This is a genomic window from Achromobacter sp. FW305-C-13, assembly GCF_058783475.1.
Map to the genome: position 1 here is coordinate 889,504 of NZ_JBYSYN010000002.1, position 25,435 is coordinate 914,938.

Here is a 25,435-nt window from a genome sequence, read left to right on the forward strand (position 1 = left end):
ATGCGTGAACGCTCGCGGGCCGTGTATCCGTCACTGTCCTGGGTGTGCCGCGATCCGGGCCGCCTGATCGCCTTTGGACTGGGCAGCGGCCTCGTCCGGCCGGCCTCGGGCACCTGGGGCACCTTGCTGGCCTGGGGCATCTGGGTGGCGGCCGCGCCCGCCGCGTCGGATCTGGCGATCGGCGTGTTCCTGGCGCTGGCCTTTCTTTATGGTTGCTGGGCCTGCCACCGCGTCGGCCGTGAACTTGGGCAGCCGGATCATGTCGGAATGGTCTGGGACGAGATGGTGGCGTTCTGGCTGGTGCTCTGGTTGACGCCCGCTGGCTGGTTGTCGCAGTTGCTGGCGTTCGGGCTGTTCCGCCTGTTCGACATCGTCAAGCCGCCGCCCATCAAGTTCTTCGACGCCCATATCAAGGGCGGCTTCGGCGTAATGTGGGACGATATCGTGGCGGCCGGCTATGCCTTGCTGGTGATGGCGCTGGTCGCACGCACAGGAGTCTTGGGATGAACGAGCAACAAGAAGTGGGATCGCGGTCGAACCTGTCGGCCGCCCAGTTGACTGAAGCCACCACCGTCGGCCTGGCCGAACGGCTGGGCGATTCGATGCGGCGCCATGGCTGGATGCTGGGCACCGCGGAATCGTGCACGGGCGGCCTCTTGGCCGGCGCGATGACGTCGGTCGCCGGCTCCAGCGAATGGTTCGAGCGGGGTTTCGTCACCTACAGCAACGAAGCTAAGGTGGAAGAGCTGGACGTCTCTCCCGACGCGCTGCATCACTTCGGCGCGGTCAGCGAACCCGTTGCGCTGGAGATGGCAAATGGCGTGTTGCTGATGGCGCCTGCCGCGCATGTGGCCGTGTCCACCACCGGCATCGCCGGGCCGGGCGGCGCCACGCCGGGCAAGCCGGTGGGCATGGTGTGTTTCGGTTTTGCGATGCGGGTGGGCGAGGGCATCACCAGCCGCGCAGTGACGCACGTGTTCCCGGGCGACCGCACGCAAGTGCGCCAGGCCGCGGTGGAATTCGCGTTGCGGGGATTGCTGGAGTTCGTGGGGGCGCCGGTCAATCGCCGCTAAGGTCAAAAAAAACGGGTTGCCTTTTAGCAACCCATTTTTTTTATTTAACGCACTGCGTTGATCGCGTCGCGCAGGCCCATGGCCGCACGGCCGGCGGCCTCGCGCCAGTCGTCGCCGCCGCTGGCGTAGATGATGGCGCGCGAGGAGTTGATCATCATGCCGCTGCGGGCGGCGTTGGCGCCGGCGTTCACGGTGGCGGTGATGTCGCCGCCCTGGGCGCCGATGCCCGGGACCAGCAGGGGCAGGGCGTCGCCGATGCGCTGGCGCACGGCGGCCAGTTCGTTCGGGAACGTGGCGCCCACCACCAGGCCGCACTGGCCATTGGCGTTCCATTTGTCGGCCACCAGGCCTGCGACGTGCAGGTACAGCGGTTCGCCGTTATCCATTTTCAGGAACTGCAGGTCCGACCCACCGGGGTTGGACGTGCGGCACAGCACGATCACGCCGCGGTCGCGCCAGGCCAAGTAGGGCTCGACGGAATCCAGGCCCATGTAGGGGCTGACGGTGAGCGCGTGCGCCTGGTAGCGCTCGTAGGCTTCGCGGGCGTAGTTCTCGGCGGTGGAGCCGATGTCGCCACGCTTGGCGTCCAGCACGATGGGCAGGTCCGGGTGCTTGTCGCGGATGTGCTGGCACAGCGCTTCCAGCTGGTCTTCGGCGCGGTGCGCGGCGAAATACGCGATCTGCGGCTTGAAGCTGCAGGCGTAGGGCGCGGTGGCGTCGACGATGTCGCGGCAGAACTGGAAGATGGCGTCCGGCTTGTCCTGCAATTCGCGCGGAAAGCGTTGGGGATCGGGATCCAGCCCGACTTGCAGGAGCGAGTTGCTGGTGGTCCAGGCGTGTTCGAGTTTTTGCAGGAAATTCATGGGGGAGTTCAGTGCAGTTTGACCCGGGGGCGCGTGCGCCGCATAAGCAGGCGGGCCAGGGCCAGGGAGGCGGTGCGAGAGATGCCCAGCACCGCTTTGTGGTGCATCAGGTGCAGGCTCATGTACATCAAGCGCGCCAGTGTACCGCTTACGAACAGTCCCCGTCCGGCCAGCTTGCCCATCAGGCTGCCCACCCCGGCGTCCTGGCCCAGCGACACCAGCGAACCGTGATCCTGGTAGACGTAGGGGCCGGTGGGCTCTGCCGTGTTGCGCAGGCGCGCCGTCAGTTTCTTGGCCAGGTAATCGGCCTGTTGGTGCGCGGCCTGGGCGCGGGCGGGCACCGTGCGGCCATCGCGCCAGGGCACCGAGCAGCAATCGCCCAGCGCCAGGATGTGCGGATCGGCGGTTTCCAGCCGTTCGTTCACTTCCAGCTGTCCCAGCTTGTTCAGCGGCAGGTCCAGGTCGGCAAGCAGGGCGGGGCCCTTGATGCCGGCGGCCCACATGCATAGCTGGGCGGGGAATTCGCGGCCGTCCGCGGTTTTCACGCTGTTGCCGGTCACTTCCGAGACGCGGCAGGACGTTTCCACGCCGATGCCCAGTTCCTTCAACCGGTTGGTCGCGGCTTCGGAGATCTTTTCGGGCAGCGCCGACAGGATGCGCGGCGCGCCTTCCACCAGCGTGATGGCCAGGTCGCGTTCGGCGCGGAAGTTCGGCAGGCCGTAGGCGCTGACGACGTGGCTGGCTTCGGTCAGTTCGACGGCCAGTTCGACGCCGGTGGCGCCGCCGCCCACGATGACCAGATCCAGCCGGGCCGACGGATTGCGCACCTTGGCCAGGTCAACCTGCGCCATGGCCTTCAGCATGGTCAGGCGAAACTGTTCGGCGTTTTCGGTGGTGTCCAGCGTGACGGCGTGTTCGGCCGCGCCGGGCGTATTGAAGAAATTGGAGGTGCTGCCCAGGGCCAGCACCAGCGTGTCGTAGCCGAGATCGCGGCGGGGCAGGACTTCCTGGCCTTGCGAATCGTTGACGGCGTCCACCACGATCTGGCGGCGCGCCCGGTCTACGCTGAGCAAGCGGCCCTGCGCGAACGAAAAGCCGTTCATGTGGGCCAGCATCAGGTAGGACAGGCCCTCCTGGTGGATGTCCAGCGTGCCCGCGGCGGCTTCATGCAGCGAGGGCTTCCAGATATGGAAGGGGCGGCTGTCGACCAGAGTGATGTGTTGGCGGCCATGGATCCGGCCCAACTTGGCGGCCAATTCCAGGCCGCCGGCACCGCCGCCGACGATGACGATGCGTTGAGAGGGGGCTGACGTCGATTTAGGCATCATGGCTCTCAGTATAAAGACAGGCGCGTCCCCCGTGGGATGCGGCCCGTGTCAATGCATGACGAAACGGCTGATGGCCACCCCGATCCAGACCGCCCCGGCGAAGATCAGCAGCAGCATCACGGCTGCGCTGCCCAGGTCCTTGGCGCGTCCCAGCAGCGGGTGGCGTTCGACGGACAGCGCATCGGCCAGCGCCTCGATGGCGGAATTCAGCAATTCCGCCGCCAGCACCATGATCACCGTGCCCACCAGGAAAAAGACCTCGACGGTGGTGCGGCCCAGGAAGAACGCGGCGGGGATCATCAGCACGGCCAGCGCCAGTTCCTGGCGGAACGCAGCTTCGTATTTGACGGCCGCTTTCAAGCCCTGCCAGGAGTAGCGCAGCGCATTCAGGATGCGGCGCAGGCCGCCGGTGCTTTTAAAGGGCGAGTGTTGCGGGTCGTAGGTCATGGATGCGGAAGAAGGCCGGGTGTGGCGGCTTTTTAACAGATAAGGGTTGCCCGCGTGATGCGACGTGCGGCTATGGGCAAACCCTAATTGTGACCGATCGAAGGCAGGCGCAGGATTCTGGTCAATTGGTAAGGCCACTTTACCTTTTTGTCGTTGCCACCCACCGACTCCCATGCCGATCCAGACTATCGAGCCACGCCGCTTGTATCGCCAGATCGCCGATCAGCTCAGGTTGCTGATCGAAGCGGGCGAATTCCCGGTCGGCGCCCGGCTGCCGCCCGAGCGCGACCTGGCGCTGAAGCTGGGCGTGTCGCGGCCGTCGGTGCGGGAAGCGCTGATCGCGCTGGAGGTCGAAGGGTGGGTGGAAGTGCGCATGGGGTCGGGCGTCTACGTCCAGAGCCTGGCCGGCGCGCCGCGCGCCAGCCTGACTGCCGAAAGCCCGCTGGAAACCATCCGCGCCCGCTGGACCATCGAAGGCGAACTTGCCGCCCAGGCGGCCCGCAACCCCGTGCCCGCGCTGGTTGACGGCCTGCTTGAAGCGGTGGGCGCGATGGAAGACGAGGCCCAGGCGGGCAGCGTGCCCATCCGCGGCGACCGCCTGTTCCATCTGCGCGTGGCGGAAATGGCGGGCAACACCGTCCTGGTCCGCGTCGTGGGTGAACTGTTCGACGAACGCCACAACCCCCTGTCCGTGAAGCTGGGCGACTACTTCGAGAACCCCGACAGCTGGGCCGTCGCCATCACCGAGCACCGCCGCGTCATCGCCGCCATCACGGCCGGCGACGAGACCGCCGCGCGGGCCGCCATGCATCACCATCTTTCTTGCTCGTTCGACCGTTTGACGGCCAGTTGGCCGGCGGGCGCGGACGCGTTGCGTGCCGATAGCAAAGAACCGGCGGCGTCTTGACGCCTTCGGGGACCCGTAGTCGCTGTACGAAGGTGCAACCTGTATGTGAAATCCCCATGTGAAACATAAAGCGGGCCGAGCGCGTGACGACATTCGCCGGACTCGCTACCTCAGAGAGAGGAGACATCATGAATCGAGGCAACGCTATCAAAGTGCTGTTTGCCGCCGCGCTGCTTGCCGCAACTGGCAGCGCGCTGGCGCAAACCAAGCTGAAATGGGCGCATGTGTACGAGACCTCCGAACCGTTCCACACCTCGTCGGTGTGGGCGGCCCAGGAGATCGAGAAACGCACCAACGGCCGCTATCACATCGATGTCTATCCCGCCTCTCAGCTGGGCAAGGAAAACGACATCAACCAGGGGCTGACCTTGGGCACGGTGGACATGATCATTTCCGGGTCCAGCTTTGCCGCCAAGAGTTTTCCGCGCATCGGCGTCACGTACTACCCCTACATATTCCGCAATCCCGAACACCTGATCGCCTACACCAAGAGCGATATCTACAAAGAGCTGACCCGCGGCTACGACGAGAAAAGCGGCAATCACATCGTCGCCACCACCTATTACGGCACGCGCCAGACCACCTCCAACCGCGCCTTCACCAAGTGCTCTGAAATGAAGGGCATGAAGATCCGCGTGCCGGACGTGGCGGCGTACCTGGCGATGCCGCGCGCCTGTGGCGCCAACACCGCGCCCATCGCGTTCGCCGAGGTTTATCTGGCCTTGCAGAACGGCACGGTGGAAGCGCAGGAAAATCCGCTGACCACCATCGAGGCGAAGAAGTTCTACGAAGTGCAGAAGAACATCGTCCTGACAGGCCACATCGTCGACCACTTGAACACCGTGATCTCGGGCAAGCTGTGGAAGAGCCTGTCCGACGAAGACAAGAAGATCTTCTCCGAAGTCGCCCAACAGGCGTCGGAAAAGGCTTCGTCCGAAGTCGCCGAGAGCGAGAAGAAGATGGTCGAGGTATTCAAGAAGCGCGGGCTGAACGTGGCAGAGGTCAATATCGAAGACTTCCGCAAGACTGTGCTGGAGAAGGTGCCGTTCGAGCAGTACGGCTATCAGAAGTCGGATTGGGAAAAGATCCAGGCGGTGAAGTAAGCCGCGCGGGCGGGCCCTAGCGGCCCGCCGCCCAACACCCGATTCCGACCAGGGGAACGCCATGCATTTGAACGCGAAGGCGGCGCCGATGGCGGCCGCCAGCCACGGCCCGAGCGCTGCGCCCGGCCACTCTGCCTCTGCGGCAGGCCCGCACCAGACGTCCGTGGACGAGATCGTCCAGAGCTTCGAAGAGGCCGACCATCACCAAGTCAGCCTGGCGGGTTACCAAGCCGAAGACTGGATCTGCCTGGCCATGTTCTGGACGATGGCGATGCTGGTCTTCCTGCAGTTCTTCTCCCGCTACGTACTGAACGATTCCTACGCCTGGACCGAAGAGCTGGCGGTGTACTGCCTGATCGGTGTGGTGTTCCTGGGTTCTGCGATGTGCGTGCGGGCCTGTCGCCATATCCAGGTGGATTTCCTGTACCGCTACCTGCCCAAGCGGGTGGGCCGCGTGCTGGCGACGGTGATCGACATCCTGCGCACGGCCTTCTTCGGCTATGCCGTCTGGCTGACCTACCGCTACATCGTGCTGGTGGGCGACGAACCCATGACCACGCTGTTCTGGAGCAAGTCCTATGTCTACTGGGTTGCGCTTGCCGGCTTCGTCATGATGTTCCTGCGATCGCTGCAAGTGTCTGTGCAGAACTGGCGGCAAGGTTATTCGATCCTGGAAAACCCCGCGGCCTACGAGTCGCAGGACTGAGACCGCCGGATCGCTGCGCAGCACCGAAACCCTTACGAATCCGCAGTGCCTTTCCAGGAGCAAGACATGGGCACACTGATTGGAACCTTTCTGCTGTTGATGATCCTGGGCCTGCCGGTGGCGGTGTCCATGGCGGGCGCGTCGTTGTTGTTCGTTTTGATCTCTGGCAGCGTGCCGGACGTGGTGGTCGCGCAGCGCATGATCGCGGGCGTGGAGTCGTTCCCACTGCTGGCCGTGCCGTTTTTTATCCTGGCCGGCAACCTGATGAACATCGCCGGCATCACCGGCCGCATCTACAACTTCGCCGTGGCGCTGGTGGGCTGGATGCGCGGCGGTCTGGGGCAGGTGAACATCATCGGCTCCGTCGTGTTCGCCGGCATGTCGGGCACGGCCATCGCGGACGCCGCCGGCCTGGGCACCATCGAGATCAAGGCCATGAAAGACCATGGCTACGAGACCGAATTCGCCGTGGGCGTCACCGCCGCGTCGGCGACCTTGGGCCCCATCATTCCGCCGTCGCTGCCGTTCGTGATCTACGGCATGATGGCCAACGTGTCGATCGGTTCGCTGTTCCTGGCGGGCCTGCTGCCGGGCGCCGTGCTGACGATCCTGATGATGCTGACCGTGGCCTATTACGCCCGCCGCAACAACTGGGGCGGCGACGTGGCCTTCAACTGGAAGCGGCTGGGCGGCGCGGGCCTGGAAGTGCTGATCGTGCTGTCCTTTCCCTTGTCCATCTGGCTGATGACGCTGGCCGGCGTGTCGCCCAACGTGGCGACCGGCATCGCGTTCGTCGCGTTGCTGGCGCTGGATTGGCGTTTCAATTTCTCGGCCGTGATGGCGTTGATGGCGCCGGTGATCCTGATCGGGGGCATGACGCTGGGCTGGTTCACGCCCACCGAAGCCGCCGTGGCTGCGGTCATCTGGGCGCTGTTCCTGGGCCTGGTGCGTTACCGCTCGATGACGTTCAAGACCTTGGCCAAAGCCACGTTCGACACCATCGAGACCACGGCCTCGGTGCTGTTCATCGTGACGGCCGCATCCGTCTTCGCGTGGTTGCTGACCACCACGCAGGCGGCGCAGACGCTGACCGACGCCATCCTGAGCGTGACGCAGAACAAGTGGGTGTTCCTGCTGATGGCCAACGTGCTGATCCTGATCGTCGGCTGCTTCATCGACACCATAGCCGCCATCACGATCCTGGTGCCCATCCTGCTGCCCATCGTGCTGAAGCTGGGCATCGACCCCATCCACTTCGGCCTGATCATGACCCTGAACCTGATGATCGGCCTGCTGCATCCACCCATGGGCATGGTGCTGTTCGTACTGGCCCGCGTGGCGCGCCTGTCGGTCGAGCGCACCACGATGGCCATCCTTCCCTGGCTGGTGCCGCTGTTCGTGGCACTGATCGCCATCACCTACATCCCCCAGATCACGCTGTGGCTGCCCACCGCAATGGGCATGGCCGGCAAATAACAGGAGCACATCCATGTCGGGAAGACTGCAAGGCAAGACCGCCATCGTGACCGCCGCGGGCCAGGGCATCGGCCGGGCGGTGGCCGAGGCCTACGCGCGCGAAGGCGCCGACGTGCTTGCCGTGGATATCAATGCGGGGGCGCTGCAAACGCTCTCCGGTTGCCGCACCCAGGTGCTGGACGTGACGGACGGGCGCGCCATCCAGGCGCTGGCCGACAGCGCGGGTGCCATCGACGTGCTGTTCAACGGCGCGGGCTTCGTGCACGCCGGCACCATCCTGGATTGCGACGAAGACGCCTGGGACTTTTCCTTCAACCTGAACGTGCGGTCCATGTACCGGCTGATCCGCGCCTGCCTGCCCGGCATGCTGGCGCAAGGGTCGGGCTCCATCGTCAACATGGCGTCGGTGGCCGGCAGCATCAAAGGGGCGCCGAACCGCTGCGCCTACGGGGCAACCAAGGCTGCGGTCATCGGGCTGACCAAGGCCGTCGCGGCCGACTTCGTGGCCCGGGGGATTCGCTGCAACGCCATCTGCCCGGGCACGGTGGAGTCGCCGTCGTTGCGCCAGCGCATCGAGGCCCAGGCGCAGGCCAGCGGCCAATCCATTGCCGCGGTGGAAGCCGCCTTCACGGCGCGCCAGCCCATGGGTCGCATCGGGCGCACCACTGAAATCGCCGCGCTGGCGGTGTATCTTGCCAGCGACGAATCCGCCTTCACGACTGGCACCACCCAAGTGATCGACGGCGGCTGGTCCAATTGAACGCTTAACCCTTTCCGCAACAAGGAACCTGCTATGAAACTGATGCGCTATGGCGCCAAGGGCGCCGAGAAGCCCGGCCTGATCGATGCCCAGGGCAAGGTGCGCGACCTGTCCGGCGTGCTGCCCGACATCACCGCGCAGACGCTTGGGCGCGCCAAGCTTGCCGAACTGCGCGCGCTGGACCCGTCCGCGCTGCCGCTGGTGGCGAACCCCGGCCGCGTGGCGCCGCCCTGGAGCGGGATGGGCAAGTTCATCTGCATCGGCCTGAACTATGCCGACCATGCCGCCGAATCCGGCCTGGCCGTGCCGGCCGAACCGGTCATCTTCATGAAGCCCACGTCCGCCGTCGTGGGCCCCAACGACCCGGTCGTGCTGCCGCAGGATTCGGTCAAGACCGACTGGGAAGTCGAACTGGGGGTGGTGATCGGCGAGACGGCGCGCTATGTGAGCGAAGCCGACGCCATGAAGCACGTGGCGGGCTACTGCGTGGTGAACGACGTTTCCGAGCGCGAATACCAGATCGAACGCGGCGGCACCTGGGACAAAGGCAAGGGCTGCGACACGTTTGGCCCGATCGGCCCGTGGCTGGCCACCGCCGACGAAGTCCCCAATCCGCAAGACCTGGAGATGTGGCTGGAAGTGAACGGCAAGCGTTACCAGAACGGCAGCACGCGGACGATGGTGTTCGGCGTGGCGCAATTGGTGGCCTATGTCAGCCGCTTCATGACGCTGTATCCGGGCGACCTGATCAGCACCGGCACGCCGCCGGGCGTGGGCATGGGCCAGAAGCCCGCGCCCGTCTACCTGAAGGCGGGCGACGAGATGAAGCTGGGCATTGCCGGGCTGGGCGAACAGCGCCAGCGGGTCCATGCCTGGGATCCGGCGCTGATCGACGGGTAACCGCCCGCTGAATCCGCACCCCTTACTTTCCGGAGTCCTCATGTCCCAGAACGACACGGCAGTGATACGCATCCACCCGGCCGACAACGTCGTGATCGCCCGGCGTCAGCTGGTCAGCGGCACGCGGCTGGAAAGCGAAGGGGTGACGGTGCAGGGCCTGGTGCCGCCCGGCCACAAGGTGGCCGTGCGCGCCATCGCGGCGGGTCAACCCGTGCGCCGCTACAACCAGATCATCGGGGTGGCACGGCAGGACATTGCGCCGGGCCAGCACGTGCACACGCAGAACCTGGAGTTCTCGGACTTCGAGCGCGACTATGCCGTTGGGCAGGGCGCGCACGCGACAGACTACGTGGCGCAACCGGCCACGTTCGACGGCATCGTGCGCGCCGACGGGCGCATTGCCACGCGCAACTACATCGGCATCCTGACCAGCGTGAACTGTTCGGCCACGGTGGCACGCGCCATCGCCGACCATTTCCGGCGCGACATCCACCCCGATGCGCTGGCGTCCTGTCCGAACGTGGATGGCGTGGTGGCGCTGACCCACGGTGCGGGCTGTGCCACGGGCAGCGAAGGCGAACCCTTGCGGGTGCTTCGGCGCACGCTGGGCGGCTATGCGCGCCATGCGAATTTCGGCGGGCTGATGGTGGTGGGTTTGGGTTGCGAAACCAACCAGATCGGAGGGTTGATGGAACAAGAGGGCTTGCGCGAAAGCGGCCTGCTGCACACCTTCAACATCCAGGACACCGGCGGTACGCGCAAGACAGTGGCGCGCGGCATCGAGCTGGTGGAGCGGATGCTGGAACAAGCCAACCAGGTGCGCCGCCAGCCCGTGCCGGCCAGCCATCTGACGGTGGGCCTGCAATGCGGCGGGTCCGACGGCTATTCGGGCATCAGCGCCAACCCGGCGTTGGGCGCGGCGGTGGACCTGCTGGTGCGGCACGGCGGCACCGCCATCCTGTCCGAAACGCCCGAGATCTATGGCGGCGAGCATCTGCTGACGCGCCGCGCTGAAACACCGGCCGTGGCCGACAAGCTGCTGGCCCGGGTGCGCTGGTGGGAAGACTATTGCGCCCGCAACGACGCTGAAATGGACAACAACCCGTCGGCCGGCAACAAGGCGGGCGGGCTGACCACCATCCTGGAAAAATCGCTGGGTGCGATCGCCAAGAGCGGCACCACCAACCTGACCGACGTGTTCGAGTACGCCGAACCCGTGCGCACGCGCGGGCTGGTGTTCATGGACACGCCGGGCTACGACCCCGTGTCGGCCACCGGGCAGGTAGCAGGCGGCGCAAATCTGATCTGCTTTACCACGGGGCGCGGTTCCGCCTATGGCTGCGCGCCGGCGCCGTCCCTGAAGCTGTCGACCAACACCGCGCTGTGGCAGCGCCAGAGCGACGACATCGACATCAATTGCGGCGAGGTCGTGGATGGCGCGCAGAGCGTGGCGCAGATGGGCGAGCGCATCTTCCAGCTGATGCTGCAAACCGCCTCGGGACGTCGTACGCGCAGCGAAGAGCACGGCTACGGCCAGAACGAATTCGTGCCCTGGGCGCTGGGCGCGGTGATGTAGCGGCGGCATGGCGGGCGCCGGCGTTGCAATAGGTCACGCTGCCGATATCGACGAAATCGGCGTCAGCGGATATCCTCATCCGCGCGCCGACTGGCCGGTCATCCGACAGGTGCATGGCGCCTTACGCCATTGGTCAACCATGCTTGAACGTTTGAATACGGAGTCGTTGCCGCGCCTGCCCGCAGACGTGGAAAAACCCATCTATGACCGCAGCCGGCTCACGCCCGGCATCGTGCATCTGGGGCTGGGAGCCTTTCACCGTGCGCATCAGGCGGTGATGACGGATTTGGCCATGCAAGCCAGCGGCGACCTCAGTTGGGGCATATTGGGTGTCTCGTTGCGCAGCGCCGCCACCCGCGATGCGCTGACGCCGCAAGACGGCCTGTACACCTTGGCCCTGCGCGACGGCGGGCCCGACGGCGAAACCCGCGAACAGCTGCGCGTGGTGGGCTCGGTGCTGCGCGTGATGGTCGCCGAGGAAGATCCCAACGCCGTCCTGGAACGGATCGCCTACCCGCAGACCCGCATCGTGAGCCTGACCGTGACCGAGAAGGGCTACAGCCACGAGCCCGCTACCGGCCACTTGCGCTGGGACGATCCCGACATCCTGCACGACCTCGACAACCCGCACCGCCCGCGCAGCACGATCGGCATTCTGGTGTATGGGTTGGCGCTGCGCCGCGAACGCGGGCTGCCGCCCGTCACGCTCTTGTCTTGCGACAACCTGCGTGGCAATGGCGATACCTTGCGCAGCCTGGTGCTGGCCTTTGCCTTGCGGGTGGATGTGGGGCTGACGCACTGGATCGACACGCATTGCACCTTCCCGAATTCCATGGTCGACCGCATCGTGCCGGGAACCGGCGACGATGACCGGCAGCGGATCACCCAGCGCCTGGGCGTGCAGGATGCCTGGCCGGTGGTGGGCGAGCCCTATATGAACTGGGTCATCGAAGACAAGTTCGCGGCGGGCCGGCCGGCTTGGGAAAGCCACGGCGGCGCGACCTTCGTGCGTAATGCCGCGCCCTACGAGCGGCTGAAGTTGCGCATGGTGAACGGCCCGCATTCCACCTTTGCCTATCTGGGCGCGTTGCTGGGGCACCAGACGATCTGCCAGTCGGTGCAAACGCCTGCCCTATGCGGTTTCGTCGACGCCATGATGCGGCTGGAGATCGCGCCGACGTTGAAGGGTATTCCCGATAGCGGGCTGGAGGAATACCGCCGCCGATTCCTGGCGCGCATCGCCAACCCGGCGCTGCCGCACCCGACGTCGCAGGTGGCGATGGATGGATCGCAAAAGGTCCCGCAGCGCCTCTTGGACACGATCCGCGATCGCTTGCGGACGGGCGACGATATCCAGCGCCTGACGCTGGCGGTGGCGGCCTGGCTGCATTACCTGCGCGGCGAAGACGAGTCGGGCGGCCGCTACAAGATCCAGGATCCGATGGCGGCACGCTTGGCCAAGCTGGTGGCGCGCGCCGAAGTGGCCGCCCGCGCGTCGGCGCCGTCGCAGGCGGCCCACCGCCGCGCAATGGTGCTGTCGGGATTCAAACCCGTGTTCGGCGACCTGGGAGGCGCATCCGAGTTCGTCTCGCTGCTGGCCGCGCATCTGGAAACCCTGCGTCAGCATGGCGTGATCCACGCCGTGGAGGCCGCTACCTGAGGAGTGCAGCATGAATGCGGAATGCCGAGTGGATGCTGTGGAATGGGAACACTGGGGGCAGGACTGCCTGCGCGCCCAGGGCTTTACGGACGAGGATGCGCGGTGCCTGGTGGAAAGCCTGGCTCAGACCAGCCTGTGGGGCATCGACTCCCATGGCATCGCGCGGCTGCCCCATTACCTGAACCGCGTGGCGCACGGCTCCATTCTGGCCCGCCCCGAGATCCGCATCGAACGCACCGGCCCCGGCACCGCGCAACTGCACGGCGGCCAAGGGCAGGGCATCGTGGTGGCGCACCGCGCCAACGCCTTGGCGATGGAAATGGCCCGCGACGCGGGCATTGCCGCAGTCGGCGTCAGCAACTCATCGCATTGCGGGGCGATCGGACTGTATAGCCGCAAGGCGGCTGCGCAAGGCCTGATCGGCATCGCCTTCACGCATTCCGATTCGATCGCCGCGCCTTTTGGGGGCCATCAGGCATTCTTCGGCACCAATCCCATTTCGCTGGCGTTCCCGCGCGCCGGCGCCGAACCGCTATGCCTGGACATGGCCACCACGGCCATCCCCTGGAACCGCGTCATGAACGCCCGGCGCGACGGCGTGACGCTGCCGCCCGGCGTGGCGGTGGATGCGCAAGGGCATGATTGCATCGACGCGGATCACGTCCGTGCGTTGCGCCCCTTGGGCGGCGAGCGCTACGGCTACAAGGGCTATGGCCTTGCCATGATGGTCGAACTGCTGTGCGGGCCCTTGAACGGCAATCCGTTCGGGCCGCATATCTCGCCCATGTACGACGCGCTGGATCGCCCGCGCGAATTGGGCGCTTTCTTCATTGTGATCGATCCGTTGCGTTTCGCCGGCGGCGCGGCATTGGCCGGTGTCGTGGCGGCGATGGCGATGGAATTGTCCCAGGCGCCCGGTGCGCCTCGCATGCCGGGCGACCCGGAGGCCGCCGCGCAGGCCGAACGGCGGCAGCACGGCCTCCCCGTTCCGCCCGCGTTGTGGGACCAGATGGCGGACTGGAGCGCACGCCTGGGCGTGGCGCTCCCCGCGCACCGAACCTAAGGGCGCAGACCCTAAACCCCCAGGTACTGCAGCAGACGCGGTTCGTCGTCCAGGAATGCCTGCGACGAGCCTGTCCACGCTACGCGCCCCTTTTCCACGATGGCGTGATGGTCGGCCGTGGCCAGCAGCGGTTCCAGGTTCTTGTCGATGCACAGCACCGCCAGCCCCGTCTGCTTCAGCGTGTCCAGTGCGGACCAGATCTCTTCGCGCACCACGGGCGCCAGGCCTTCGGTGGCCTCGTCCAGGATCAGCAAGCGGGGATTGGTCAGCAACGCCCGGCCGATCGCCAGCATCTGCTGTTCGCCGCCCGACAGATGACTGCCCAGGTGACGGGCGCGCTCCGACAGGCGGGGAAACAGCGCGTACACCCGGTCGAGCGTCCAGGGCTGCGGCGCGCCCTGGCGGTTGTGGGCGGTGGCGACCAGGTTCTCGCGGACCGACAGGTTGGGGAAGATGTGGCGTCCTTCCGGCACCAGCCCGATGCCGCATTGCGCTACCTTATACGCGGGCAGCTGGCTGATGTCCCGTCCGTCGAAGACGATGCTGCCTTGGGACGCGCGGTTCAGCCCCATTACCGTTTTCACGGTCGTGGACTTGCCCATGCCGTTGCGTCCCAGCAAGGTCACGAATTCACCGGGCCCGATATCCAGGTCGATGCCGAACAGCGCCTGGCTGGCGCCATAGTGTGCGGTGACGCCCCGCAGTGACAGCAGGGCGCTCATGCGGGCACCGCCGGATTGCGTTGGCCCGCCGCGCGGCGGCGGCTGCTGCGTTCGCTGCCCAGGTAGCACTCGCGCACCTGCGGGTTGTTGCGGATGTCGTCGGCCGTGCCGCAAGCTAGCGCCCGGCCGTACACCAGGACCGTGATGCGGTCTGACAACGCGAAGACCGCTTGCATATCGTGTTCCACCAGCAGGATCGTGTATTGCCCGCGCAGTTGCAGCAGCAGGCGGGTCATGGCTTCGGACTCGTGTTGACTCATGCCTGCCATCGGTTCGTCCAGCAGCAGCAAGGTCGGCTGGCAGGCCAGCACCATCGCCAATTCCAGCTGGCGCAGTTCGCCGTGGGCAAGCTCGCCCGCCGGCGTGTGGGCGCGGGCGGACAGGCCGGCCAGCGCCAGGGCGTCTTGGGCGGGGTCCGTCAGCGCGGCGGTGGACAGCACCGGACGCCAGAAGCGGAAGCTGTGGCCGCGCCGCGCTTGAACCGCCATCACCACATTCTCCAAGGCCGTGAACGGCTTGAAGACCGATGTGATCTGGTACGAACGGGCCAGGCCGTGACGCACGCGCTTTTCCACCGGCATGCGGGTGATGTCGCGGCCGTCCAGCAGCACGCGGCCGCCGTCGGGCCGCAGTTCGCCGCTGAGCTGGCCGATCAACGTGGTCTTGCCTGCGCCGTTTGGCCCGATCACGGCGTGCAGTTCGCCGGCATGCACGTCCAGCGACAAGTCGTCGGTGACGGTCAGTCCGCCATAGCGCTTGAGCAGATTCTCCACACGCAGCGTGCTCATAGCGGTTCTCCCGAAGGCTGGCGCAGCGGCCGGGCCGCACGGCGGCGCCAGGGCGTGTCGCGCAGATTGCCGTAGACGCCGCGTCGCGACACCAGCACCACGCCGACGATCAACAGCCCCATGATCAGCATCCAATGGTCCGTCAGCAGCTTCAAGCCTTCTTCCAGCAACAGGAAGGCCAGCGCGCCCACGACGGGGCCGAACAGCGTGCCGATGCCGCCCAGCACCACCATCACGATCAATTCGCCCGACGTAGTCCAGGCCAGGTACGACGGCGACACATACATCGTCAGGTTAGCCAGCAACACGCCGGCCACGCCGCAGATCATTGCGGAAATCACATACGCAGCCAGGCGGTAGCGCAAGGTCGGAAAGCCCAGCGCGCGCATGCGCCGTTCATTGGCCTGGCAGCCGCGCAAGGCCATGCCGAATGGCGCGTGGACCATGCGGTGCATCAGCCCCAGCACGGCCAGCAGCACGCCGAAGGCCGCGTAGTACAAAGCCAGCGGCGTATCCAGCCGGAACGCGCCGAAGTCGCTGCCTGCGAACAGCGACATGCCGTCGTCGCCGCCGAAGCCGTCCAGGCCCGTCGCCAGGAAATAGAACATCTGCGCGAACGCCAGCGTGATCATGATGAAGGCGATGCCCGAGGTGCGCATCACCACATAACCGCTGACCAGCCCCACCACGGCGCACGCGCCGAGCGCGCCCGCCAGATGCAGCCAGCCGTTTTCGATACCGTAGTGCGACATCACGCCAACGGAATACGCGCCCAGTCCCAGGTACAGCGCGTGGCCGAAGCTGACCATGCCGCCATATCCCAGCAGCAGGTTCAGCGCCAGCGCGGCCACGCCGTAGACCAGCACGCGGCCGAACAGCGCCAGCAGGAAGGGTTCGCCTTGCCATTGCGCGTAGACGGGAACCAGCGCCAGCAACAGCAGCAATGTGCCGGCCACCAGGGTTCGAGGAGAAAGCCTGTGCATGGAATTTCCCCTTATCCGTGCTTGACGGGAAACAGGCCCTGCGGCCGCAAGGCCAGCACCAGCGCCATCACCACGTAGATCAGCATCGATGCGATGGCCGGGCCGGCCGCGTTGGCCGCAGCGGGTGGCAAGGCGGCGCGCAGCAGTGTCGGCAGCAGCGCGCGGCCCAGCGTGTCGATCAGGCCCACCATCAGCGCGGCCAGAAAGGCGCCGCGCACCGAGCCGATGCCGCCGATCACGATCACCACCAGCGTCAGGATCAGGATGGGCTCGCCCATGCCAGTCTGCGCCGACAGGATGGGGCCGGCCATCAGCCCCGCCAGCCCCGCCAGCACCGCGCCCAGCACGAACAGCAGCGTATTCAGACGTGCGATGTTCACCCCCAGCGCGCCGACCATCATGCGGTCGGTGGATCCCGCACGGATCAGCATGCCCAGCCGCGTGCGGTGGATCAGCACGTAGCAGCCCGCCGCCACCAGCAATCCCACCACGATGATGAGGAACCGGTACAGCGGATACGTCACGCCCAGGATATCGATCGTGCCCGACAGCCACGATGGCAGGCCCATGCTGATGGGCGCCGGCCCCCAGATGATGCGGGTCAGCTCGTTGAAGAACAGGATGAAGCCGAATGTGGCCAGCACCTGGTCCAGATGTTCGCGCGGATACAGGCGCGCCAGCGCGATGCGGTCCAGCAGCAGACCCAGCGCCGCCATGCCGGCGATGACCGCGGCGGCGGCCAGCAGGAACGAGCCGGTGTGGCGGAACACGGTGGCCGCGATGAAGGCGCCCATCATGTAGAGCGAGCCGTGCGCCAGGTTGATGAAATTCATGATGCCGAACACCAGCGTCAGGCCGGCCGCCAGCAGGAACAGCAGAATGCCAAGCTGCAGGCCGTTCAAGGCCTGCACCAGCAGCAGCGTCGTGGACATATCAGTTCACCTCTTGCCGGCGGCCGTGACGGATGTCTTGGCCGCCCGCTTTACTTCATGACGCACTGGGCGGCGTACTGGTCGGCGACTTTGGACAGGTCCGGAAAGATCGGGCCCTTGTTCACGAAGGCGACCTTGCCGTCTGCGCCGGCTTCTACGTCGGCGCGGAAGAATCCGGCCACCGGGAAGTGGTTGGGCTGATAGCGGAATTCGCCGCGCACCGATGGGAAATCGGCGGCTTCCAGGGCCTTGCGCAAGGCGTCCTTGTCGTCGGTCTTGCCGCCCGTCTTCTTCAAGGCCGAGCCGATCAGCTGGGCGGCGTCGAAGGATTGCGCCGCATAGCTGGAGGGCTCGCGGCCGTACTTCTGGCGGAACGCCGCCGCAAAGGTCTTGTTGGCGGCGTTGTCCAGGTCGGGCGAGTACGGCACATTGGTCACGGCGCCCAGCGCGTCTTTTTGCAGCGCGGGCAGGGTGGCGCCGTCGATGGTGTCCACCGACAGCAGCGGAATCTTGCCGAAGAGGCCGGCCTGGCGGTATTGCTTGATGAAGTTCACGCCCATGCCGCCGGGAAAGAATACGTAGGCGGCGTCCGGCTTGGCGTCGGCCAGCGCGGCCAGCTCCACGGAATAGTCCGGCTGGTTGACCTGGGTGAAGACTTCGTTGGCCACTTCACCCTTGTAGAAGCGCTTGAAGCCGGCCATGGCGTCCTTGCCGGCCTGATAGTTGGGCGCAAGCAGGTAGACCTTCTTGAACCCCATCTGGTTGGCCATTTCGCCACTGCCTTCATGGCGCTGCGTGTTGTTCCAGGACGTGGAGAAGAAATAGGGCGAACAGTCCTTGCCCGCCAAATTGGTGGGGCCGGCGTTGGAACCCACCAGAAACACGCTGGCGGTCGTCACCGGCCGCACCACGGCCAGCATCACGTTGGAATACACCACGCCGGTGATGATCGGCACCTTGTCGCTTTGCACCAGTTTGCGCGCGGCCTGCACACCGACTTCGGGCTTGAACTGGTCGTCTTCCTTGATGACCTGCACGGGTACGCCGCCCAGCTTGCCGCCACCTTGCTCCACGGCCAGCATGAAGCCGTCCAGCTGGTCCTGGCCCAGCACGGAGCCGGGGCCGGTCAATGTCGTCAGCAGGCCGATTTTCACATCGGCCACTGCGGTGGCCGATAAGGCCAGTCCCATGACCGCAGCGGCGGCCAGCGTGGTGGTGCGTTTCATGGTGTTTTCCCTTGAGTCGCCGTGTGGCACGGTCGTGGTGTTGTGAAGTGCGGAAAGCGCGTTATGCGTTCAGGCCGAAGAAGGTCAGCGTGTTGCGCAGCAGGATCTTCTGCTGCACCGTGGGGCTCAGGTCGGCATGCGCCACCAGGCGGCCGACTTCCTGTTCGCCCAGCGGGTAGGGATAGTCGGATCCCAGCAGCACGCGGTCTTCGCCCATCACGTCGACCAACAGGCGCAGCGAGCGCGGGTCAAACACCGCGCTGTCGGTATAGAAGCGATCGGTGTAGGACGACGGCAATTGCGGGCAATCTTCGCGGATGATGTCGCGATGCCGCCAGGCGTTGTCCACGCGGCCCAGCAGGAAGGCGAAGCTGCCGCCGCCGTGCGCAAAGCACAGCTTCAGGCTGCGGGGGATGCGTTCGAAGGCGCCGGACAGGATCAGTGACAGGATGCCCAGCTGCGTTTCGGCGGGCATGGCGACCAGCCACGGCAGCATCCATTTCTTCATGCGACCGTCGGTCATCATGTCCCACGGATGCACCAGCACCGGGATGTCGTTGTTGGCGCAATGGATCAGGAACTGCACCAGCGTGTCGTCATCCAGGTCGCGCGGGCCGACGTGGTTGCCGATCTGTACGCCAAGATGGCCGGCGGCGCGCGAGCGCGACGCTTCCTTGCAGGCCAGATCCAGGTCTTGCAGCGGCACCTGCGCCAGCGCTTTCAGGCGCGATGGCGCGTGGGCGCAATGCTCAAGCGCCAGGTCGTTCATGCGCGCCGCCCAATCGGCCGCGGCCTGGCCTGGGTAGGTGTAGCCGAACATGATCGGCGTGGCGCACAGGATCTGCACGTCCACGCCGTGGCGGTCCATCTGGGCGATGCGCAGCGCCGGGTCCCACAGGGTCGCGTCTACGGGCCGGAACGGCCGGTCGCCGGCCATGATCTGGCCGGTGGCGCCATCGCCGTCAGCCCGCAGCCACGGCGCGTTGACGGGGTCCAGCGCGGCCGCTTCCTGCCGGGTGATCGGCGGAAAGAAGTGGGCGTGCATGTCGATTTTCTGGATCATGGGAAGCGGCTTCGCAGGGAGACTAGGCAGGGGTGGCTTGGGGCGAGGGCGCGTGGCCTTTGCCCGGGTGGATTGCTCCGCAACCAGGGCAGGTGCGCTTTTCCGTGCTGGCGTAAAAGCCTTGGAACAACGGCGGCAAGTCGGTGACGATGCTCTTTAACTGCACTTCGACGCGATGCACCAGGTGGCGGCAATGCGGGCAATACCATTCGAAGCCGTCGACCAGGCCCACGGGGCGCTGGCGCTCGATGACCAGACAGGCGCTGTCGGTCTCGGGGCGTTGCGGGGAGTGCCGCACGTGCGGGGGAAGCAGGAAGATGTCGCCTTCCTTCAGGTCCACGCGTTCGGGTTTGCCGTCCACCCACAGGGACAGCCAGGCGTTGCCTTTGATCTGGTAGAAGAATTCTTCCAGCGGGTCATCGTGATAGTCGGTGCGAAGGTTCGGGCCGCCGACGACGGTGACGATGAAGTCTGCGTCCTGCCAGATCTGCTGGTTGCCGACCGGCGGCTTCAGAAGATGCGCGTGGTCTTGGATCCAGCGCTGGAAATTCAACGGCGGGCCGTAGGCGGGCATGAGGGTCTCCGGGGAGGACGTTGTTGATGCAGTCTAGGCGGGGGGAGGGGGGCTGCATAATAGAAATTGTCGGGGTGGACATTCGGGTTATCTATCGCGGGGTTTCCCTGATGGGGCGGTTGTTGGTTCTTGAGACGCACGGCGTGGCGCGTGCCCGCGGTGCGCGGGTCAACGATTGCGGTCCGGAGCCTTCGCTCCGGACTTCCCCTGCGTCATCCTCGTACGCCTTCGGCTCCCTACGGATTCCCTTGGGCTTATCGACTCCCCGCGCACCGCGGGCACGCGCCACGCCGCGCTGCGTCAGCGGCAAGCGGCCGTCAGCGGGGAGGACGGTGTGCTTGGGGTGCTCGCCGCGGGTGGGGTGGGGGTGGAGGATCTTGCGGGGCTCGCCCCAGGCCGGCCGCGCGGGCGGCCTTTTGGGGCTTTGGCGGTGTCTTGCGTCGTGGCGTTTGAGTTGTGCTACTGGGATGGCGGATTGAATCGTGGGGGATCACGAGGTGATGACCCTGGGCACGAACGCGTGCGGTGGCATTTGTAGGATGGGTGGAGCGCGGCAAGCGGGGCAGAAGGACGCGGCTGTTCTTCGCGCGTAACCCATCATCGTGGCAAGTAAGGCCCGACGCCGCGCGCGCACTACGGCCGTTGCGCTGCGATGGTTTTCAGGTAGTCCACCAGGCGTTGGCACGCGGGGGTCAGCGGGCGGTCGGCGCGGATGGAGTAGCCGACGTCGCCGAAGTCGCCGAAGACGTCGGTGGGCAGGCGTGCGAGCAGGCCCATGGACAGGAATTGTGCGGCAGCGTCGTAGGGGATCAAGGCCAGGGCGTCGCTGTGCATCAGGATGCCGATGTTGGTCAGCAGCGATAAGGACTCGACGTGGCGCGCGGGCAGGCGCAGGCCGGCGTCGAAGAAGGTGCGTTCGACGGAGGCGCGTAGCGGCGAGGTGGGCGCGGGCAGGATCCAGATGTGGTCGATCAGGTCGGGCAGCGACACCGATTGCGCGTGGGCCATCGGATGCTGGGCGCCCACCACCAGGCATAGCGATTCGCGGTACAGCTTGTGGTGGTCTACCGCCACGCCGGAAATTGAGGCCATGTCGGCGCCGGGCAGGCGGCCCACGACGATGTCGACGTCGCCGGTGGCCAGCGCGGGCAGCAATTGGGCGGACGGACCTTCGCGCACCGTGACCTGGATGCCGGGGTGTTCCGTCATCAGGCGCGCGATGGCTTCGGGCAGCAGCTTCGCGGAGGCAGCGATCAGGGTGCCCACGACGACGTGGCCGCTGGCGCCGCCCAGCACGGCATCGATGTCGTCGGCCATGTACCGGACTTCGGCCATCATTGCGTGGACTCGGCGGCCCAGCACCAGGGCCAGTTCGGTGGGCGTGACACCCCGGTTCGACCGTTCGAAGAGCGTGGCACCGAAAAAGGCTTCCAGGTCGTGGATGGCTTTGGTGACGGTGGGCTGGGTCAGATGCAGTTCGCTGGCCGCGCGCGACAGCGAACGGCGCGCCAGCACGCGTTCGAAGATCTGCAGTTGGTGCAGCTTCAGCTTGTGGCTGAGCGCGTTGGGCGTGATGCGGAAGTTCGACATGCGTGGGGCGGCGCCGGCGGTGCGCCGCGAGCCGTCATCCTGTTCCCTGTGTGAACGCGAAATGCCGTCGCCCATCATCTGCCCGCCGCGTAGCCGGAAGCTAGCGCGCCAGCGGCTTGTAGGCGACCGCCTTGATCTCAATCAGCAATTGCGGGTGCGGCAACTGATGCACCGCGACGGTGGTGCGCGCCGGGCCATCGGCGTCGAAGAACTCGCCATAGACCTGATTGTATCCACCGAAGTCGTTCATGTTGACCAGGAAAGTACTGATCTCGACTACATCTGCCAGCGTGGCGCCGGCGGTCGCCAGGATGTCGCCGATGTTCTCGATGACGGCGCGCGTCTGCACGCGGATGTCCAGCGTGGTCGTGCCCATGGCGTCGACTTCAGCGCCAGCGATGCGATTGTCGGGCAGGCGCGAGCTGGTGCCGGAGACGAACAGGAAGTCGCCGGCGCGTTTGATGTGGGGATACTTGCCGCGCGGCGTGGCTTTGCCGGCGACGACGGTGGCGCTGACGTTGGACTGGGTCATCTTGCGTTCCTTTGTGGACAGGGTCAGAGCTTGATGCAGACGTTGGTGGGTTCAGTATAGAAATGCAGCGAATGGCGGCCGCCTTCACGGCCGATGCCGGACAGTCCGCTGCCGCCGAACGGCGTGCGCAGGTCGCGCAGGAACCAGCAGTTCACCCAGGCCAGGCCCACTTTCATGGCTTGCGCCACGCGGTGCCCGCGCGTCAGGTTCTGCGTCCAGACCGCGGCGGCCAGGCCGTAGCGCGTGTCGTTCGCCAGGCGGATGGCCTCTTCCTCGGTGTCGAAAGGCGCCACGTGGCACACCGGGCCGAACACTTCTTCCTTGATGCAGCGGGCGTCTTCTTTCAGGCCGGTCCAGATGGTGGGCTGTACATAGGCGCCCGCATCGCGGGAGTCGCCAAACACTGGCACGCCGCCGCCCGCCACCACGGTAGCGCCTTCTTCGCGCGCCAGCGCAAAGTACGACAACACTTTCTCGCGATGCTCGCGCGACACCAGCGGGCCCATTTCCGTCGCCGGGTCCAGGGGCCAGCTGATGCGCATGTCGCGCGCGCGGGCAGCCAACGCGGCGACGAAGCGTTCGTAGATGGGGCGCTCTACGTACACGCGTTCCGTGCACAGGCAGACCTGTCCGCAATTGGCGAAGACCGACCGCGTGACGCCGTCGACTGCCGCGTCGAAATCGGCATCGGCAAATACCAGCGCGGCGTTCTTGCCGCCCAGTTCGAACGACACCGGTTTCACGCCCGGCGCGACGGCCCGCATGATGGTGGTGCCCGTGGCGGATTCGCCGGTGAAGGTAATGCCGTCGATGTCCGGATGCGTGGTCAGGAATTCGCCCGCCGATCCCGGCCCGAAACCGTGCGTCAGATTCAGCACGCCGGCGGGCAGCCCGGCCTGGTCCGCCACTTCGGCCAGCAGGGTGGCGGTGCTGGGCGTGACTTCCGACGGCTTCATGACCACGGTGTTGCCGAACGCCAGCGCGGGCGCCACCTTCCAGGTCAACAGCAGCAGCGGCAGGTTCCACGGCGAGATCACGCCCACCACGCCCAGCGGCTTGCGGTAGGCGTAGTTCAGCGCCTGCCGGCCGTCGGGCGTGTCCGTCATGTAGCTTTCCATATCCAGCGTGCGGGCCAGTTCGGCAAAGGCACGAAAATTCGCGGCGCCGCGCGGGATGTCGATCTTGCCGGCCCAGCCTACCGGTTTGCCGGTGTCGCCAATCTCGGCCTGCAGGAAGTCGTCAAAGCGCCGGGTGATGCCGTCGGCCAGCGCCAGCAGGTGGTCCGTGCGTGCCTCGACCGACAAACCGGCCCAGGCCGGCAGCGCCCGATGCGCGGCCGCGATGGCGCGGTTGACCTGGTCCTGGCTGGCTTCATGGACCTGGGCAATATGCTGCCCGTCCACCGGGCTGTGCTTGTCGAAGGTGGACGCGCCGTCTTCAAAGCGGCCGTCGATGTAGTTGCGCAGTTGGCGGATCGTCACGATCTGGCCCCTTGGATGGTGTTCGGGTTGGCGGTCAATAAATACGTATACGTACTATATTTTGGATCATAGGCAGCGGCCGGCGCCAAGTCAATGCGCATTTTCGAGGGAGCCAACGCCTACAATCGGCAAGCACAACCCATGGAAGCCCGATGACCGCCACCGCCCGTTTTGCAGCGGCTCCGCCCCGCGACCTGCAAGCTTTCGACCTGACCCAGGTCGCCTCGCACCTGCTGCGCCGCGCGCATTTCCGGGCCGAAGCCCTGTTCGCGCAAGCCTTCCCGGACGAAGACCTCACGCCGCGCCAGAAGGCCTTGTTGATCACCGTCTATCAGAACCCCGGCGCCACGCAGAACCGCATCGCCGAGCTGATCGCCCTGGACCGCAATTCCTTTGCCGAAATGATGGCCCGCATGACCGCGAAGGGGTATGTGCGCCGCACGCGGTCCACGGAAGATGGCCGCGCCTATGCGTTGGAGATCACGGACGAGGGCGTGGCGCTGCTGGCGCGCATCCTGCCGCAAGACGCCGACGTCGAGGCCGCGGTGCTGGCGCCGATTCCGCCAGAACTGCGGCCCGTATTTTTGAAGTGCCTGCGCTTGATGGTGGGGCTGGAGCCCCAGGATCCCGCCTGACAGCGGATCAGGCGACGGGGGGCGGCGGGGAATCCGCCGGGGGCGGCTCCGTCGGGGCGGCATCCGCCGCCTTGCCAAAGCGCAGCGCGAACTGCCGTGTGAACACCGCGCCGAAGAAGAAGATCTGCGCGGAGTAATAGATCCACAGCAGCAGGGCGATGAGCGAGCCGGCCGCGCCATACGCGGAGACCGCGGCGCCGCGGCTCAGGTAGACCCCGATGCCCCATTTGCCGACCAGGAACAGGGCCGCCGTCACGATGGCGCCGGGAATGACGTCCTTCCAGGAAATCCGGGCGCTGGGCAGCAGCTTGAAGATCACGGCGAACAGCGCCACCACCACCGAGAACGAGAACAGGCTGGACAGCCAGTCGGCCACTGTGGCGAACGTGGACGCCATCCAGAGGTCGCCGTAGAACTTGCGCGCGGCGCCCAGGCCTGCATTCACGGTCAGCGAGATCAGCAGGAACAGGGCCAGTACCAGCACCAGGCCGAACGACAGCATGCGGCTGCGAACCATGCCCTGGATGCCACCCTTCTGGTTAGGCGGCACTTCCCACAGGTCGTCCAGGCTGGCCTTCAGTTCGGCAAACGCCGTCGTCGCGCTGAAGATCAGCACAAAAATCGAAATCAGCGCCGCAATCCAGCCGCCACCTGACTCATGGGCGCTGGCCAGCACGGTCTGGATGACTTCCGCGCCACGTTCGCCGGTCAGGTCCCGCAGCGACGAGAACAACTCGGAGCGCACCGCATCCTCGCCAAAGAACGCGCCCGCCACCGCGATCACCAGGATCAGCATGGGCGCCAGCGAGAACACCATGTACAAAGCCAGGGCTGCCCCTTTGCTGGAGGCGCGATGGCTTGACCATTGGTTGGCGGAATCCATCAGCAATCCGCCGATTTCGGACGGACGCAAGGCTCGCAGGCTCTGAGGAAGGCGCATGGGTCTGGACTCGGTCTGTGGACCCTTTATTGTAGGGACGCATGCGCCCAGGCGAAACCAACAGTTTGTGCGCAAACGTGTTCGCACCGCTCAGGGCGTAATTCGGC

At 66.1% G+C, this 25,435-nt stretch carries 26 protein-coding genes; 12 read left to right on the forward strand and 14 right to left on the reverse strand.

Features of this window, described 5'->3' with window-relative positions:
- Both AC3WMU_RS15510 and AC3WMU_RS15515 read left to right on the forward strand, forming a co-directional pair.
- Entirely contained in the window at positions 1-507 is a 507-nt protein-coding gene (locus tag AC3WMU_RS15510; protein ID WP_315137692.1) for a phosphatidylglycerophosphatase A family protein, read from the forward strand.
- A complete protein-coding gene (locus tag AC3WMU_RS15515) occupies positions 504-1,073 on the forward strand; it encodes a CinA family protein (RefSeq protein ID WP_088589306.1) in 570 nt (189 codons plus the stop codon). The genes AC3WMU_RS15510 and AC3WMU_RS15515 overlap by 4 nt, the downstream gene beginning before the upstream one ends.
- A gap of 44 nt (positions 1,074-1,117) precedes the next feature.
- Here the strand turns inward: AC3WMU_RS15515 and pyrF are convergent, their stop codons facing one another.
- The 3 genes from pyrF to AC3WMU_RS15530 are packed head-to-tail and all read right to left on the reverse strand — an operon-like array spanning position 1,118 to position 3,711.
- Positions 1,118-1,936, reverse strand: a complete 819-nt coding sequence (gene pyrF, locus AC3WMU_RS15520) for an orotidine-5'-phosphate decarboxylase (protein WP_006227618.1) — start codon at positions 1,934-1,936, stop codon at positions 1,118-1,120.
- A gap of 8 nt (positions 1,937-1,944) precedes the next feature.
- Positions 1,945-3,264 carry an NAD(P)/FAD-dependent oxidoreductase gene (locus AC3WMU_RS15525; RefSeq protein ID WP_006227619.1) on the reverse strand — a complete coding sequence of 440 codons (1,320 nt, stop codon included), beginning with the start codon at positions 3,262-3,264 and terminating at the stop codon, positions 1,945-1,947.
- Positions 3,265-3,312: 48 nt separating this feature from the next.
- Positions 3,313-3,711: a diacylglycerol kinase gene (locus AC3WMU_RS15530; RefSeq protein WP_006227620.1), complete on the reverse strand. Its 399-nt coding sequence runs from the start codon at positions 3,709-3,711 to the stop codon at positions 3,313-3,315.
- A gap of 172 nt (positions 3,712-3,883) precedes the next feature.
- Here AC3WMU_RS15530 and AC3WMU_RS15535 point away from each other — a divergent pair, with 172 nt between their 5' ends.
- The 9 genes from AC3WMU_RS15535 (at position 3,884) to AC3WMU_RS15575 (ending at position 13,862) form a co-directional block, all read left to right on the forward strand.
- Positions 3,884-4,618, forward strand: coding sequence for a FadR/GntR family transcriptional regulator (locus tag AC3WMU_RS15535; RefSeq protein WP_088589308.1), 735 nt, complete (start codon positions 3,884-3,886; stop codon positions 4,616-4,618).
- Between the two features lie 128 nt (positions 4,619-4,746).
- Complete coding sequence (locus AC3WMU_RS15540) at positions 4,747-5,721, forward strand: sialic acid TRAP transporter substrate-binding protein SiaP (protein ID WP_280029746.1); 975 nt, start codon at positions 4,747-4,749, stop codon at positions 5,719-5,721.
- A gap of 61 nt (positions 5,722-5,782) precedes the next feature.
- Complete coding sequence (locus AC3WMU_RS15545; RefSeq protein WP_454677832.1) at positions 5,783-6,427, forward strand: TRAP transporter small permease; 645 nt, start codon at positions 5,783-5,785, stop codon at positions 6,425-6,427.
- Positions 6,428-6,493: 66 nt separating this feature from the next.
- Entirely contained in the window at positions 6,494-7,903 is a 1,410-nt protein-coding gene (locus AC3WMU_RS15550) for a TRAP transporter large permease (RefSeq protein ID WP_006227624.1), read from the forward strand.
- A 13-nt stretch (positions 7,904-7,916) separates the two neighbouring features.
- Positions 7,917-8,663, forward strand: a complete 747-nt coding sequence (locus tag AC3WMU_RS15555) for an SDR family oxidoreductase (RefSeq protein ID WP_492282610.1) — start codon at positions 7,917-7,919, stop codon at positions 8,661-8,663.
- A gap of 33 nt (positions 8,664-8,696) precedes the next feature.
- Positions 8,697-9,563, forward strand: coding sequence for a fumarylacetoacetate hydrolase family protein (locus AC3WMU_RS15560; RefSeq protein ID WP_492282611.1), 867 nt, complete (start codon positions 8,697-8,699; stop codon positions 9,561-9,563).
- A gap of 40 nt (positions 9,564-9,603) precedes the next feature.
- Positions 9,604-11,139 carry a UxaA family hydrolase gene (locus tag AC3WMU_RS15565; protein ID WP_280029744.1) on the forward strand — a complete coding sequence of 512 codons (1,536 nt, stop codon included), beginning with the start codon at positions 9,604-9,606 and terminating at the stop codon, positions 11,137-11,139.
- A 139-nt stretch (positions 11,140-11,278) separates the two neighbouring features.
- Positions 11,279-12,799 (forward strand): mannitol dehydrogenase family protein, encoded by a 1,521-nt coding sequence (locus tag AC3WMU_RS15570; RefSeq protein ID WP_492282612.1) that lies wholly within the window; start codon positions 11,279-11,281, stop codon positions 12,797-12,799.
- A 10-nt stretch (positions 12,800-12,809) separates the two neighbouring features.
- Positions 12,810-13,862: an Ldh family oxidoreductase gene (locus AC3WMU_RS15575; RefSeq protein WP_492282613.1), complete on the forward strand. Its 1,053-nt coding sequence runs from the start codon at positions 12,810-12,812 to the stop codon at positions 13,860-13,862.
- A gap of 11 nt (positions 13,863-13,873) precedes the next feature.
- On the opposite strand, the gene AC3WMU_RS15580 is transcribed toward AC3WMU_RS15575, so the two are convergent.
- The 10 genes from AC3WMU_RS15580 to AC3WMU_RS15625 all read right to left on the reverse strand — a co-directional run bounded on the left by AC3WMU_RS15580 (position 13,874) and on the right by AC3WMU_RS15625 (position 23,753).
- Complete coding sequence (locus AC3WMU_RS15580) at positions 13,874-14,584, reverse strand: ABC transporter ATP-binding protein (protein ID WP_492282614.1); 711 nt, start codon at positions 14,582-14,584, stop codon at positions 13,874-13,876.
- Positions 14,581-15,372 (reverse strand): ABC transporter ATP-binding protein, encoded by a 792-nt coding sequence (locus AC3WMU_RS15585; protein ID WP_492282615.1) that lies wholly within the window; start codon positions 15,370-15,372, stop codon positions 14,581-14,583. Before AC3WMU_RS15585 ends, AC3WMU_RS15580 begins: the two co-directional genes overlap by 4 nt.
- Entirely contained in the window at positions 15,369-16,355 is a 987-nt protein-coding gene (locus AC3WMU_RS15590) for a branched-chain amino acid ABC transporter permease (RefSeq protein WP_035214165.1), read from the reverse strand. The genes AC3WMU_RS15585 and AC3WMU_RS15590 overlap by 4 nt, the downstream gene beginning before the upstream one ends.
- Positions 16,356-16,366: 11 nt before the next feature.
- Positions 16,367-17,287: a branched-chain amino acid ABC transporter permease gene (locus tag AC3WMU_RS15595; RefSeq protein WP_006227633.1), complete on the reverse strand. Its 921-nt coding sequence runs from the start codon at positions 17,285-17,287 to the stop codon at positions 16,367-16,369.
- A gap of 50 nt (positions 17,288-17,337) precedes the next feature.
- Positions 17,338-18,513, reverse strand: coding sequence for an ABC transporter substrate-binding protein (locus AC3WMU_RS15600; RefSeq protein ID WP_492282616.1), 1,176 nt, complete (start codon positions 18,511-18,513; stop codon positions 17,338-17,340).
- A 61-nt stretch (positions 18,514-18,574) separates the two neighbouring features.
- The gene (locus AC3WMU_RS15605; RefSeq protein WP_427959312.1) at positions 18,575-19,576 is read right to left on the reverse strand and encodes an amidohydrolase family protein; all 1,002 of its coding nucleotides are present in this window, start codon (positions 19,574-19,576) and stop codon (positions 18,575-18,577) included.
- A gap of 22 nt (positions 19,577-19,598) precedes the next feature.
- Positions 19,599-20,150, reverse strand: a complete 552-nt coding sequence (locus AC3WMU_RS15610; protein WP_088589320.1) for a 3-hydroxyanthranilate 3,4-dioxygenase — start codon at positions 20,148-20,150, stop codon at positions 19,599-19,601.
- 633 nt (positions 20,151-20,783) lie between these two features.
- Positions 20,784-21,815: a LysR substrate-binding domain-containing protein gene (locus AC3WMU_RS15615; RefSeq protein ID WP_006227637.1), complete on the reverse strand. Its 1,032-nt coding sequence runs from the start codon at positions 21,813-21,815 to the stop codon at positions 20,784-20,786.
- Between the two features lie 25 nt (positions 21,816-21,840).
- The gene (locus AC3WMU_RS15620) at positions 21,841-22,272 is read right to left on the reverse strand and encodes a RidA family protein (protein ID WP_006227638.1); all 432 of its coding nucleotides are present in this window, start codon (positions 22,270-22,272) and stop codon (positions 21,841-21,843) included.
- A gap of 23 nt (positions 22,273-22,295) precedes the next feature.
- A complete protein-coding gene (locus AC3WMU_RS15625; protein ID WP_492282617.1) occupies positions 22,296-23,753 on the reverse strand; it encodes a 2-hydroxymuconic semialdehyde dehydrogenase in 1,458 nt (485 codons plus the stop codon).
- A 152-nt stretch (positions 23,754-23,905) separates the two neighbouring features.
- Between AC3WMU_RS15625 and AC3WMU_RS15630 the strand changes: the two genes are divergently transcribed.
- Positions 23,906-24,388, forward strand: a complete 483-nt coding sequence (locus AC3WMU_RS15630) for a MarR family winged helix-turn-helix transcriptional regulator (RefSeq protein ID WP_006227640.1) — start codon at positions 23,906-23,908, stop codon at positions 24,386-24,388.
- 7 nt (positions 24,389-24,395) lie between these two features.
- Here the strand turns inward: AC3WMU_RS15630 and AC3WMU_RS15635 are convergent, their stop codons facing one another.
- The gene (locus AC3WMU_RS15635; RefSeq protein ID WP_454677824.1) at positions 24,396-25,328 is read right to left on the reverse strand and encodes a YihY/virulence factor BrkB family protein; all 933 of its coding nucleotides are present in this window, start codon (positions 25,326-25,328) and stop codon (positions 24,396-24,398) included.
- Positions 25,329-25,435: the final 107 nt, after the last annotated feature.